Origin of the sequence: Bordetella genomosp. 11 (genome assembly GCF_002261215.1) — a bacterium.
GTDB lineage: Bacteria > Pseudomonadota > Gammaproteobacteria > Burkholderiales > Burkholderiaceae_B > Bordetella_C.
Map to the genome: position 1 here is coordinate 893,963 of NZ_NEVS01000001.1, position 13,034 is coordinate 906,996.

The 13,034-nt window shown below is 66.4% G+C and carries 11 protein-coding genes; 6 read left to right on the forward strand and 5 right to left on the reverse strand.

What is annotated here, in order from left to right; translation table 11 throughout:
- Nucleotides 1-6: 6 nt before the first annotated feature.
- The 3 genes from CAL28_RS04030 to CAL28_RS04040 form a co-directional block, all read right to left on the reverse strand.
- Nucleotides 7-1,191 carry an acetyl-CoA C-acyltransferase family protein gene (locus tag CAL28_RS04030; RefSeq protein ID WP_094840093.1) on the reverse strand — a complete coding sequence of 395 codons (1,185 nt, stop codon included), beginning with the start codon at nucleotides 1,189-1,191 and terminating at the stop codon, nucleotides 7-9.
- 17 nt (nucleotides 1,192-1,208) lie between these two features.
- A complete protein-coding gene (locus tag CAL28_RS04035; RefSeq protein ID WP_094840618.1) occupies nucleotides 1,209-4,589 on the reverse strand; it encodes an acetate--CoA ligase family protein in 3,381 nt (1,126 codons plus the stop codon).
- A gap of 192 nt (nucleotides 4,590-4,781) precedes the next feature.
- On the reverse strand, nucleotides 4,782-5,690 hold the full coding sequence (locus CAL28_RS04040) for a LysR family transcriptional regulator (RefSeq protein ID WP_094840094.1): 909 nt from the start codon (nucleotides 5,688-5,690) through the stop codon (nucleotides 4,782-4,784).
- 189 nt (nucleotides 5,691-5,879) lie between these two features.
- Here CAL28_RS04040 and CAL28_RS04045 point away from each other — a divergent pair, with 189 nt between their 5' ends.
- Nucleotides 5,880-6,860 carry a Bug family tripartite tricarboxylate transporter substrate binding protein gene (locus CAL28_RS04045; protein WP_094840095.1) on the forward strand — a complete coding sequence of 327 codons (981 nt, stop codon included), beginning with the start codon at nucleotides 5,880-5,882 and terminating at the stop codon, nucleotides 6,858-6,860.
- Between the two features lie 55 nt (nucleotides 6,861-6,915).
- Here the strand turns inward: CAL28_RS04045 and CAL28_RS04050 are convergent, their stop codons facing one another.
- Both CAL28_RS04050 and CAL28_RS04055 read right to left on the reverse strand, forming a co-directional pair.
- Nucleotides 6,916-7,161 carry a tautomerase family protein gene (locus CAL28_RS04050; protein ID WP_094840096.1) on the reverse strand — a complete coding sequence of 82 codons (246 nt, stop codon included), beginning with the start codon at nucleotides 7,159-7,161 and terminating at the stop codon, nucleotides 6,916-6,918.
- A 55-nt stretch (nucleotides 7,162-7,216) separates the two neighbouring features.
- A complete protein-coding gene (locus tag CAL28_RS04055) occupies nucleotides 7,217-7,930 on the reverse strand; it encodes an SDR family NAD(P)-dependent oxidoreductase (RefSeq protein WP_094840097.1) in 714 nt (237 codons plus the stop codon).
- Between the two features lie 135 nt (nucleotides 7,931-8,065).
- On the opposite strand from CAL28_RS04055, the gene CAL28_RS04060 reads away from it, so the two are divergent.
- The 5 genes from CAL28_RS04060 to CAL28_RS04080 all read left to right on the forward strand — a co-directional run bounded on the left by CAL28_RS04060 (nucleotide 8,066) and on the right by CAL28_RS04080 (nucleotide 13,020).
- The gene (locus tag CAL28_RS04060; RefSeq protein WP_094840098.1) at nucleotides 8,066-8,953 is read left to right on the forward strand and encodes a LysR family transcriptional regulator; all 888 of its coding nucleotides are present in this window, start codon (nucleotides 8,066-8,068) and stop codon (nucleotides 8,951-8,953) included.
- A 181-nt stretch (nucleotides 8,954-9,134) separates the two neighbouring features.
- Nucleotides 9,135-11,336: a TonB-dependent receptor gene (locus CAL28_RS04065; protein WP_094840619.1), complete on the forward strand. Its 2,202-nt coding sequence runs from the start codon at nucleotides 9,135-9,137 to the stop codon at nucleotides 11,334-11,336.
- Between the two features lie 24 nt (nucleotides 11,337-11,360).
- A complete protein-coding gene (locus CAL28_RS04070; protein WP_094840099.1) occupies nucleotides 11,361-12,047 on the forward strand; it encodes a Fe2+-dependent dioxygenase in 687 nt (228 codons plus the stop codon).
- A 335-nt stretch (nucleotides 12,048-12,382) separates the two neighbouring features.
- Complete coding sequence (locus CAL28_RS04075; protein ID WP_094840100.1) at nucleotides 12,383-12,655, forward strand: AbrB/MazE/SpoVT family DNA-binding domain-containing protein; 273 nt, start codon at nucleotides 12,383-12,385, stop codon at nucleotides 12,653-12,655.
- An 11-nt stretch (nucleotides 12,656-12,666) separates the two neighbouring features.
- Nucleotides 12,667-13,020 (forward strand): type II toxin-antitoxin system PemK/MazF family toxin, encoded by a 354-nt coding sequence (locus tag CAL28_RS04080; protein WP_094840101.1) that lies wholly within the window; start codon nucleotides 12,667-12,669, stop codon nucleotides 13,018-13,020.
- Nucleotides 13,021-13,034 lie beyond the last annotated feature (14 nt).

Genomic DNA, 13,034 nt, shown 5'->3' on the forward strand with positions numbered 1-13,034 from the left:
ATTGGATCACACCCGTTCGAAGATGGCGGCGATGCCCTGGCCGCCGCCTATGCACATGGTGACCAGCGCGTAGCGGCCGCGGATACGCTGCAATTCGTACAGCGCCTTGGTGGCGATGATGGCCCCGGTGGCGCCGATGGGATGTCCCAGCGATATGCCCGAGCCATTCGGGTTGACTTTCGCGGGATCGAAATCCAATGCCCGCATGACCGCGCAGGCCTGTGCCGCGAAGGCCTCGTTGGACTCGATGACGTCCATATCGGCAACCTTCAATCCCGTGCGGGCCAATACGGCCTGGGTGGCCGGGATGGGGCCGGTGCCCATGATGGCCGGCTCCACGCCCGCGTAGGCGTAGCCGACCAGGCGGCCCATCGGTGCCAGCTGCTGCGCTTTCACGGCATCGGCGCTGGCCAATACCAGGGCAGCCGCGCCGTCGTTGATCCCCGACGAATTGCCCGCCGTGACGGTACCGCCGTCGCGCTTGAAGGCCGGCTTCATCGCGGACAGCACTTCCAGCGTGGTGTCGGGCTTTACGTGTTCGTCGGTATCGAAAAGGATGTCGCCGCGTCGGGTCGCGATCCGCACGGGAACGATCTGGTCCTTGAAGCGGCCGGCCTGGATCGCGGCGGCGGCGCGTCGATGGCTCTCGACCGCCAGCTCGTCCATCATCGCGCGCGTGATGCCGAAGCGCTGCGCGACGTTCTCCGCGGTGATCCCCATGTGGATGTTGTTGAAGGGATCGTGCAGCGCGTTGAGCATCAGGTCCAGCATGACGCCATCCCCCATGCGCGCGCCCCAGCGCATCGACGGCGCGAGGTAGCCTGCGCGCGACATGGATTCCGCGCCAGCACCCACCGCGACCTCGCAATCCCCCGCGGCGACGGCTTGCGCCGAGGAAACGATGGCCTGCAGGCCCGAACCGCAAAGGCGGTTGATGTTGAACGCCGAGACACTTTGCGGCAGCCCGGCATCGAGCGCCGCGATGCGGCTCATGTAGATGTCGCGCGGTTCGGTGGTGATGACCGTGCCCATCGACACATGTCCCACCGTTTCCGGCGCGACGCCGGCGCGCGCGACGGCTTCGCGCACGACCAGGGTCGCCAGCTCGGCGGGCGGCGTGTTCTTCAGGGTGCCGCCGAAGCCGCCGATGGCGGTGCGGACGGCGGCGACGACATAAACGTCTTTTTGCATGCGGGGTCTCCTGCGGTTCAGGCGATGCGCCGTACCGGCGGGTAGTCGAATGTGGCGTCCAGGTGGGCCTGGTCCGGCTGGTAAAGGCGCAGCGTCAGGTAGAAGCCTTCCCCGGCCGGCGCGGGCAGCCAGTTCTTTCCCGGGCCCGGGTCGTCGGCCTGGATGTGGATGGCAAGCCCGCCGTCGGCGTCCGGCCGCAGGCCCGGCGTGCGGTCGCCGATGGAATGCCGCCCGATCGGGTTGGCCACCAGGAGGCAGTCGCTGCGGCGATAGAGCGTGATGGACCAGAACGAGCCGACCTTGGGCAAGCCGCCCGGCGGGAAGCGCAAGACGTAGCGATGCGCGCCGCTCAAGGCCGAACCGCTGTCGTCGACTTCGGCCATGATGTACATCGCCTCCTCGATCCCCAGCGTCCCGATCCAGTTGCGCGCCACGCGGGCGCGCGTCGTGAAGTCATCGCCGAAGCTGCGGCGCACGCTGACGGCGGTGGTCCAGCCGCCGCCCAGTTCAGAGGCCTGGGCGACATTCCGCAGTTCGGTATAGACCTGCGTCAGCGCGGCCTGCAGCACGTCGGGCGGCACGGGCCAGGCCGGCAGGGGGTGGGCGGAGGGATTGCGCACGAGCATGGTCTCCAGCACGCGCAGGTATTCTTCCGCGCGCGGCACGCCGGCGCCACGATCTTCTATCAGGGTATCGACACGCGACAGCGCGGGCGTGCCGTCCAGGCGCGTGATGGCGAAGCGGTCCTGCAGCGCGTGCACCGCCGCCAGATCCTCCGCGTTGGCGTCGACAAGGATCCGCCCGATCACCCAGACGTCGTCGCTGGGCGCGGCGATGACGTGCATGCCGGCGGGGGCCTTACCCTGCCAGCCGGGCCCGTGCACGAACAGGCGCTGCGCCTGGCCGCCGGTGGTCCGCCGCCCGGCATAGGCCCAGGGATTCGTCCATGCGTCCAGGAAGCCGAGCACCCAATAGCGGCCGCCCATCGCCGGCACGTCGATGACCAGCGGCCCGGCGGAAAGATCCAGCCAGGCATTGGTGAACAGCGTGTCGTTATTCGGCGTGACCACTTCCTTGTCGTCCGGCCCGCGCAGGCGCCGGGTGTGCGTGAACTGGTTGACCCAGCGCATGCGCGAGGCCGGGTTGTCGCCGGCGTAGCCTTGCACGGGATGCTTGCGCGCGGTGTTCGCGGCGCGCATGCGCGCCATCTCGAACAGGGGAAGGGTCATCGTGACGCTCTGGCGCACGGCCTCGGACGCCGGGGGCGCGGTGAGCAGGACCGCATCCAGCGCGAGGGCGCCCTGGCCCTGGGGCAGGACGACGAAAGGATTCAACTCGACCGACGCCAGGGTATCGCCCGCGGACAGCGCGAAATCGGCGAGCCGCACGATGGCATGGGCCAGGGCGTCGACGTCCGCGGGCGGCGCGCCGCGGAATCCGCGCAGCAACGGCGCGGTCTTCAATTCGTCGATCATGCCGCGGGCCTGGTCCAGGCCGATCGGCGCCAGCCGCAGCGCGACGTCGCCCAATAGTTCGACGTTCACGCCGCCCGAGCCCAGCATCACCACGACGCCCAGGGCCGGGTCGCGGCGCGCGCCCAGTATGCACTCGACGCCGCCGTGGATCATGCGCGCGACCAGCACACCGTCGACCCGTGCGCCGGGCGCCGCGGCAGCCGCCGACGCGAGGATGCGGGCGTGGGCCGCGCCAGCTTCTTCGCCGTCGCGCACGTTCAGGATGACGCCGCCGATATCGCTCTTGTGCGTGATGTCGGCCGAAAGGATTTTCAGCGCAACCGGAAAGCCGAGCGCGCGTGCGCCGGCCACCGCCTCATCGCGGCTGCGCGCGCGATGAAACGGGACGGTCGGGATGCCCGCGTCGCGCAGCAATTCCAGCGCGTCGGCCTCGTTATAGGTACCCGCGCGCAGGGCCAGGGATTGCGTGCTTTCGATCGTTGCCGTGGTCGCCGCGGCGGCGTTGCCGCTGGCTTCCACCCCGGATTCGGCGGCGGTTGCGGATCCGAATGCGGCGGAGAAAAAGCAGGCGGCGGCCATCGCCCGGATCGCGCGGGCCGGGTCGGCGAAACCCAGGCAGCCCTCGGCTTCCAGCGCGCGCTGCTGGGCGGCGTCGGACAAGGTGCTGAAGATCACCAGCCGTCCGGGGAAATCGCGCCGCAGGTCGCGCGCCAACTGCCGCTGCAAGGGCTGCATGGCCGGCGTGCCGCCGAAGGCCGCGAGGAAGATCAGCAAACTGCCATGGCCCGCTTCCAGCATCGTCCTGGCGGTGGCCTCCAGCAGATCCGGTTCGGCGGTCACCTGGCCGGTGATGTCCACGGGATTGCGGGTGGCCGCCAACGGTACGCGGGCGCGAATGCGCTCCTGCGCCGCCGCGGGCAGCTCCGCGACGTCCAGGCCGGCCTCGGCCGCGTCGTCGGCCATCATCACACCCACGCCGCCGGACACGGTCAACAGGCCAACCTGCGTGTTGGGGGGCAGCCCCGCGACCGCCAGTGCGTGCGCGACATCGAAGAACTCTTCTATCGAGCGCGCGCGATAAGCGCCGTGCTGGCGGAACAGCGCGTCGTACACGGCGTCATCGCCGGCCAGCGCGGCGGTATGCGAGGCCGCCGTCATGGCGCCCAGCGCGGTGCGGCCCACCTTGACGGCCACCACCGGCTTGCCGGCGGCCCTCGCCAGGTCCAGCGCGCGGCGCAGCTTCGCGCCGTCGCGGCATCCTTCCAGGTAAGCCATGATCACGCGCGTGGCCGGGTCGCGCGCCATCCACGCGATGCAGTCGGCCACATCGATGTCCGATTCATTGCCGGTGGTGACCCAGGCCGACAGTCCGATACCGCGCTCGCGCGCCATGGCATAGGCATAGGCCCCGAAGGCGCCGCTCTGGCTGACGATGCCGACCTTGCCGGATTCGATCAGGCCGGTCGACACGACGGGAGAGAAGGTCGCGAAAACGGAGCGGGCGACATTCATGAAGCCCAGGCAGTTCGGTCCCAGCACACGGATGCCGGCCGCCCGCGCGCGGCCGGCGAACTCGCGCTGCGCCTGTTCCCCCTGCGGGCCCATCTCGGCGAAGCCGGCGGAGAACATGACGATGTTTTTCACCTGCGCGGCGATGGCGTCGTCCAGGGCCGCCATCGCGCCGGATGCCGGAATGGCGAAGATGGCCAAATCGATAGGACTGCCGACCTCGCGCAGCGAGGGGTAGGCGCGCCGGCCCTGCACCTGCTCTGCGCGGGCATTGATCGGGAAGATATCGCCGGCGTAGCCGTGTTCGATCAGGTAGCGGACAGGTACCGCGCCGATCTTGCCCGGTTGGGTCGAAGCGCCGACGATGGCGATGGAGCGGGGCGACAGGAAGGAATCGAGGTCTGGCGAAGTCATGGGCAGCGTGGCGTCGAACAGGGCGCGCCGCCTGCGCGGCGCGGCTGGGGATGCCTGTGAAGCATCCCGGGGACCGGCCAAGATACCCGCCCGATTCTTATCAGGCAAACTGAGTTTTCCGAACTTTCTATAAGCTGATCTTATTAGTTGAGCGACCGCGCCGGGGCGGCCGACGGGCGCTTGCCGGGGTGTCTACGCTTTGCCCTCGTCCCAGCTTTTCGCGCTCTCCAGGGTGAAATCCAGGAAGCGCTCGACCGCCGGCGACAGCGAGGCGCGCGGCCGGACGAAAATCGCGATGCGCCACGTGACCGTGGGCTGGCGGATGGGCCGGAACTCCAGGCCGAACCCTTCCACCAGCGATCGCGCCATCGACGGACAGATCACGTATCCCGGGCGCACCCGCAGCAGGGAAAGCGCGGTGTTGACCCGATGCACGGGCACGATGTCCCGGGGATGGTGGCGCGGCGGCACATTGCTCAGGACATTTACCGCCAGGTTGGGCATGTAGTTGACCAGCGGCCGGTCGCGCAGGGCTTTCCAGCTGACCGTCTCGTCGTCCGTAAGCGGGTCGTCGCGGCGCAGCGCGGCCCATAGCGGGTCCGCGCGGATGACGTGGGCTTCGATGGCCTCGTCCGCCAACACGCCGGCCGGCCCGAAGCCGATGTCCGCGCCGCCGTTATGCAGATTGGCCAGGACCTGTTCGATGGGCACATCGTCGAATCGCACCTCGACGCCCGGATGGCTCGCGCCATAGCTGGAGATCAATTCGGGCAGCAGCGTGCACGACAGGGGTTCGGGGGCGGCGACGCGCACAAGACCGCGCCGCAGTTCCTTCAGATTGCTGACGCCTTCCAGGGCCTCGTCCAGGTCGGCCAGCACCCGGCGCACCATGGGTTCGAACGCGGCGCCCACCTCCGAGGCACCGACGCTGCGGGTGTTGCGGTCCAGCAGGCGCACGCCCAGGCGGCTCTCCAGTTCCTTCACCAGGCCGCTCAGTGCCGCCTGCGATAAATGCATGTTCTCCGCCGCCTCCGAAAAACTGCCGCATTCCAGCACCGTCAGGAATGCGCGCAGTTGCCGCAGCGTTACCTCGATCGCCATGGGGCCTCCTTCGCATGACTGTGGCGCGACTCGCGCAATTTATAACTTTAGCCTTTAAGTCATCAAGAAAATGAAAATTGTCCTAATAGATTCGGCCCTCTATCATCGCCACTCCAAGCTGGCGTCCCGTTCCCGCCGTCCCGATGGCGGACGGGCCGCGATTCCTATTCGAAAATGCAGGAGACATCCATGAAAATGACCCGACGGACGCTGCTGGGGGCGGCGGCCGCAGGCCTGTGCGCGGGCGCGGCACCGCGCGTATTCGCCCAGGACGGCTGGCCTGCCCGTCCCGTCAGGATCGTCTCGCCCTACGGCGTGGGCGGTCCCAACGACCTGTCGGCGCGGCTGTTCGCCGAATACCTGGGCCGGCGGCTGGGGCAGTCCTTCATCGTCGAGAACAAGGCGGGGGCGGGCACCCGGCTGGGCAACGAGTACGTCGCCCATGCGCCGGCCGACGGCTATACCTTGCTGTATGCCGCGGCGCCTTATTCGACGCTGGAAGCCCTGTACGGCAAGCTGGGCTACGACCCGCGCAAGGACCTGCAGGCCATCGCCATGGCCGCGACCGTCCCGCTGTTCCTGGTGGTCAATGCGCAGTCTCCGGCCAAGACCGCGCAGGAGCTGATCGCCTATGGGAAGTCGCAGCCGCATGGGCTGACCTTCGGCACGCCCGGCACGGGATCCCTGCCGCATCTGGCGGCGGAGCTTTTCCTGCGGGATGCCAACGTCAAGGGCCTGTCGGTGCAGTATCGCGGCGATGTCATGGCCTATACCGATTTGCTGGCCGGCCGGCTGGATGCCACGTTGACCGCCATCACGGCGGCGCTGCCGCATGTCGAAAGCGGCCGCCTGCGCGTCCTGGGCGTGGCGTCGGAGACGCGCAGCAAAATCTATCCGCAGGCGCCGACCTTGCGCGAGCAGGGTTTGCCGAATGTGGTCGCGTCCGGCTGGTACGGTTTCATGGCGCCGGCCGCCGTGCCCGCGCCCATCGTCAACCGACTGGATACGGAAATCAATGCGGCGCTCCAGGACCAGGACATACAGCGCAAGCTGCTGGCGCAGGGCATGGAGCCATACCCCGGAAATGCCGCCGCGTTCGCCAAGTTCATCGACGCCGAAATGAACAAGTGGACCGATGTGATTCGCAAGGCCGGCATCAAGGGCGAATAAGCGCGCGGGTCGGCGCGCGTTGCGCGGACAGGCTCCGGACCCGCGCGTCCAGGGCCTATTTCCCCTGACGTTCCTGTTCCCGCAGGCGTTTGCGGTACTCGGGCGTCGGCACGCCGCCCACGCCCCAGTTTTCCATTTCGACTTCCTCGATCACGACGAATGTGCTGTTCAAGGGCTTGCCCATGACGTCGAGCAATAGTTCGCTGACGCCCTTGATCAGCGCGGCCTTCTGTTCCGCCGTCGTGGCGGTCGCCCCCGGGGCGGTGCCTTCGCGGGTCACCTTGATATTCACGTATGGCATGGCTGGTCTCCGGAATGTGCCCCGGCCGGCGCCGGGGCTGCATGGATAGGCTGGATTACCAGCGGCCCGCGTGCTGGCCGCCGTCGACGTCGATCGTTTCGCCGGTGACGAAGCCGGCCCGCTCCAGGTATAGAACGGCATCGACGATGTCCTGGATATCGCCCATGCGGCCGACCGGATGCAAACCGCTCAGGAAGGCATGGGTTTCCGGCGGGTGCATCGGCGTCCTGATGATGCCGGGCGCGACGGCGTTCACCCGGATGCCCCGGCCGGCGTACTCGATGGCCAGGCCGCGTGTCACCGCGGCCAGGCCGCCTTTGGTCAGGCTGGCCAGGCCGGCCGGCACATTGGCCAGCGGCTGTTCGACCAGCGCGGTCGTGATCTGCACGATGTGGCCGTGCTCGCGCTCCAGCATCCGCGCCAGGGCGAACTGCGTGATGTGGAAGAAGCCGCCCAGGTTCACGCCGATGGCCTTGTCGAAGTCCTCCGCCGTGTATTCGGTAAAGGGCTTGCTGATGAAGATGCCGGCGTTGTTGACCAGCGTGTCGATGCGGCCGAATCGCTCGATGGCGATGTCCGCGACCCGCCGCGCCACGGCACGGTCGGCGATGTCCCCGGGGACGGCGATGACGCCGTCGTCGGCGCCCGCCTCGATGTTGCGTGAGTTCGCCACGACGGCATAGCCTTGCGCGCGATAGGCCTGCACGAGGCCGGCGCCGATGCCTTGCGACGCACCGGTGACGATGGCGACTTTTTGCTGGGTATCCATGATGTTTTCCTTGCGTGGGTTGTCGGTGTGCCGACCGGATGCGCGGTGCCCGTGTCGGGCTGGCTCCGTATTGATTCGGCATGGGACGTAGCCTAAGCTTGTGACCTTTTTCGCGGAATCCGCTATTCGCGCGCAATGGCTGAGAAAAAACGCACAGAGGTCGATTGGGAGGACGTGCGCGTCTTCCTGGCGCTGGGCCGTCACGGCAGCCTGTCGGCCGCGGCGCGCGCCTTGTCCGTCAACCATGCCACCATCGCGCGCCGCATCGGGTCCTTGCAGGCCACGCTGGGCGAGAAGCTGGTGGAGCGCCGGCCGGAGGGCTACATCCTGACCCCGGCGGGTGCGCGTGCCCTGGCGGCGGCCGGCGATATGGAAGCGGCGGTGCAAACGCTGGCACGCGGCGGCGCGGACGAAACGCCGAAGGGGCGGGTGCGCGTCAATGCCTCGCCGGCCCTGTCGCTGGGCTTCCTGATCGGTCGGCTGGCGGCGCTGCCGGTGCTTTACCCCGGCCTGGACATAGACCTGGCCACGGATCTGCGCGCCGTCAGCCTGGAACGTCACGAGGCGGATATCGCCATCCGCCTGGACCGTCCGCAGGATGGCGATTTCATCGCCAAACCGTTGGGGACGATAGCGTATGGCTTTTACGGCACGCCGGACGTCTGCAAGCCGGTCGAGGACGGCGCGGCGCCGGTACTGGTGGGCTTCGACGAGATCAACGCCTATCTGCCCGATGCGGCCTGGCTGGCCCGCGAATATCCGCAGGCGCGGGTGGCGTTCCGCGCCAACAACCACGTCGCCCAGGCCATCGCCGCGCGCGCGGGCGTGGGCCTGGCGATGCTGCCGCACTACATCGGACGCCAGGACCCCGCGCTGCGCCTCTGCCGCCTGGATCCGGTCATGCCGCCGCGCGGCATATGGATACTGACGCGCCGGCAGGACCGCAAGAACCCGGCGGTCAGCACGGTGGTCGATTACCTGATCCGGCTATTCGCCGACGAGCGCGGCCTGTTCGAGGCATAAAGGCGCGTTCTTTCGCTCCGCGTTCAGTATGTCGACAGCGCAGGCAAAGCCTTCCGACAGATTTGAAAAAGATTTTGATAATGGAATTAGGAATGGTTAGCATTCGCCGCAATTAAACGCCCTGGAGCTGCCGCGAGAAGCGCGGCCGCCAGGTTCCGACACTTTGCGCGACGCCTTTTCCATGAAGCAGCTGACACCGATAGCCGCGGCCGTCCTGGCCGTATTCGCTTGTCCCGTCCCGGTCTACGCGCAGGCCGCGACCGCCGCGCCGACGAGTTCCGCCGCCACGCCGGTCACCACGCTGGGCACGGTCCAGGTCAACGGCGCCGCACCGTCGGATGACTTCAATACGCAGCAATCCTCATTGCCCCGGTTGGGAGTGGACCTGCACGACGTGCCGCAATCCGTGACCGTGGTGAACAAGGCGCTGATGCAGTCCCAAGGCGCGAACTCCCTGCAGGACGCGCTGCGCAACGTGGCCGGCATCACGCTGGGCGCGGCAGAGGGCGGCACGATAGGCAACAACATCAACCTGAACGGCTTCTCGGCGCGGACCGACATCTATCTGGATGGTTTCCGCGATCGCGGCCAGTACTACCGCGACACCTTCGACCTGGACGAAGTCGAGGTATTGATGGGACCGTCCTCCATGCTGTTCGGGCGCGGCTCCACGGGCGGCATCATCAATCAGGTCAGCAAGAAGCCCAAGCTGGCCGATTTCACCGACGTCAGCGCATCGGTCACGACCAATGGCCTGACGCGGTCCACCGTCGATACCAACATGCAGCTGTCGGATACGTCGGCGTTCCGCTTCAATGGCATGGCGCAGAACGGCGACGCGACCACGCGCGACCAATCCCATGTGAAGGACTTCGGCGCCGCGCCTTCGTTCCGCTTCGGCATCGGTACGCCGACGGAAGTGACGTTGTCGGCCTTGCTGCAGCATAACGACGACATGGCGGACTACGGCGTGCAGTCGGTCAACGGCCATCCCGCCGGGGTCGGACGCAACACCGCGTATGGCTTCCACGACGATCGCACGATGCAGGATATCGCGATGGTCAATGCATCGGTGCAGCACAAGTTCACGCCCGACGTCGTGCTGCGCAACCAGACCCAGTACAACAACGTGCGTACCGACGCGCGCGAAACCGCGCCGCAGGCCGTCGGCACGCTGGGGCCCAGGGGCTTCCAGCAACTGCCCGCCGGCAACGTCACCGATCTGCCGCTGGATGACCTGTGGATACTGCAGCAAAGCCACGATCGCGTCATCCATGACGAGTCCATCTTCAACCAGACCGAACTCACCACCAAGTTCGACACCGGTTCGGTAAAGCACACCCTGTTGACCGGGATCGAGCTCGGCCACGACCACTACAGCAACCAGGCCTATGCGCGTACCGGTACCTGCGACGGGTTCACGCTGAACAGCGGCTTCGTCGGATGCACGCCGATGGTGGACCCGACACATACCTCGGCGGACCTGCCCGAGGTACCCGGTAATTTCGCCACCGGCTCCGCGAATACGGTCGGCGTCTATGCCAACGATACGATCGAACTGACGCGCCAGTTCAAGCTGGTGGGCGGCCTGCGCTGGGACCGCTACCAAGCCACCGTCACCAACTCCATACCGCGCAGCACCACGCCGGCCGAGGCGGACCAGACCGTGCACTACACCAGCGTGCGCGCGGGCGCGATCTGGCAACCCAGCGACTGGCAGTCCTACTACATCTCGTACGGCACCTCGTTCAATCCCTCGCTGGAGCAACTGACGGCAACGGTGGGGCAGGACGACCTGCAACCCGAAACGAATAGATCGTACGAACTGGGCGGCAAGTGGGACCTGCTGGACGGCAACCTCTCGCTGAACTCGGCGGTCTTCCAGATCAAGAAAGAAAACGCGCGCACGCAGATCAGCCCGGGCGTCTACGAGCTGGACGGCACCGTCCGCGTCAACGGCGTGCGCGCGGGGGCCTCGGGCCACCTGACGAAGCAATGGCAGGTCTACGCCGCCTATACCTACCTGAACGCCGAAATCACCGAAGCGGCGGACGGCACCCAGGGCAACACGCCCGCCAACACGCCGAAGAACACGTTCAACCTATGGACGACATACCAGTTCCTGAAGGACTGGGAAGTGGGCGGCGGCCCGGTGTACACGTCGTCCCGCTATGCCGCCAACACCGATGCGGTGGAGGTCGGCGGCTACACGCGGTGGGACGGCACGGTGGCCTGGCACCAGCCCAAATACGACGTGCGCCTGAACCTGTTCAACATCTTCGACAAGCACTACTACGACGCGCTGATCCCCTCGGACGGCGGGCGCTCGGTGCCCGGCTCGGGCCGTACCGCCATGCTGACCCTTTCGTACCATCTTCAATAGGCCGGCGCGGCCGCCGGATCGACCATGCTGATCACCATACCCAAGGTTCTGAATGCCGTGCAGGTGCGGGCCCTGCGGGATCTGCTGGATAACGCGGGTCCCGCGTGGGTGGACGGCAAGGTCTCGGCCGGCTACCAGGGCGCGGCCGTCAAGTTCAACCAGCAGATCGACGAGCAGTCCGGCGTGGCCCATCGCGTGCAGGACATCGTGCTGGGCGCGGTGGAGCGCAATCCCGCGTTCATCAGCGCGGTACTGCCCAACGTGGCGTATCCGCCCATGGTGAACCGGTACGGCGTGGGCATGACGTTCGGCGCGCACGTGGATGGCGGCGTGCGCATCCATCCGCACACCGGGCGCAAGGTGCGCACCGATGTCTCCATCACGCTGTTCCTGAGCGACGCTTCGGAATATGACGGCGGCGAACTCCAGGTGCACGATACCTATGGCCTGCACAGCGTCAAGCTGGATGCGGGCGACATGGTGGTGTATCCGGCCAGCAGCCTGCACCAGGTCACGCCGATCACGCGGGGCACGCGCCTGGGCTGTTTCTTCTGGGTGCAAAGCCTGGTCCGCGAAGACGCCCGGCGCAGCATGCTGTACGACCTGGACAATGCCATCCAGCGCCTGAACCAGACCCAGGGCGACCCCGTCGCGCGCAGCAAATTGGTGGGTTGTTATCACAACCTGCTGCGGGAATGGAGCGAGACCTGAGCGTGGCGGCCCATGCTACGCGACCCTTGGCACGAAGGGGGAGCCTTTCCGAGCCGCTAGACGGGGGTTGACTCCGACCTATGACTTTCCTATCATGTTCTAACGCGTTAAATTCCACGCGTTATAACGGCTGCGCGGCATATGGGCGCATGCCGATGGAGGGCATCTCGACGCTGTCGGGAAGTTTTGGAAAAAGTCCCCTCCCAAAATGTCCCTACCACCCTGAAAGACGGGTGCGCTGTGGTTAACCGTCTTTGCAACGAAGGGGTAGCGTTATTGCGGCGCGGGTCTTGGGCCTTCCGTAAAGGTCCGAATTGCATGAGAAGGAGAATGCCATGTCTGAAACTTTGGAGCACGTCATCACGCGGCTGACACTCCGCAAAATCGGGAATTCACAGGGCGTCCTGTTTCCTAAGTCTCTTCTTGAAGGCTTGGACTTCAGCCAAGGCATAGAAGTCGAAAAGATAGCTGGCGAGTTGCGGTTGCGTCCAGCGACAGAGGACGACGACCCCTTTGGATTTGGGGCTGCGATTCGCAAACAGATCGAGACAGACACGCTCGACCCCTTGTTGATTCCCGACGTATTGCCAGAGGATGGCAAGTTCTAATCGGGAGCAGTATGCAACTCAACACGGCAATCGCCGCCGAGATTCGTCGCGGGCAAACGTACTGGGTCGACTTTGATCCTACGGTAGGAAGTGAACAGGCTGGGCGACGCCCATGCGTCATCGTGTCGCCAAATGCGATCAATCGGGTCACAGGCGCCAGGATAGTAACGGTAGTTCCGGTGACCACAAAAGGGGAAGCGGATGCCGTCCGTATTCCCGTAACGACCGGCGGTATCAGGGGTTTCGCTTTAATCCACCAGGTGCGGGTATTGGATCGGTCGCGCCTGGATGGGGTGATCGGCGAGCTCCACATTCGCGAACTCGTGCCTATCCTGACTCGCCTGCAGCAATATTTTCAGCCATAAACGGAAAGCTCCTC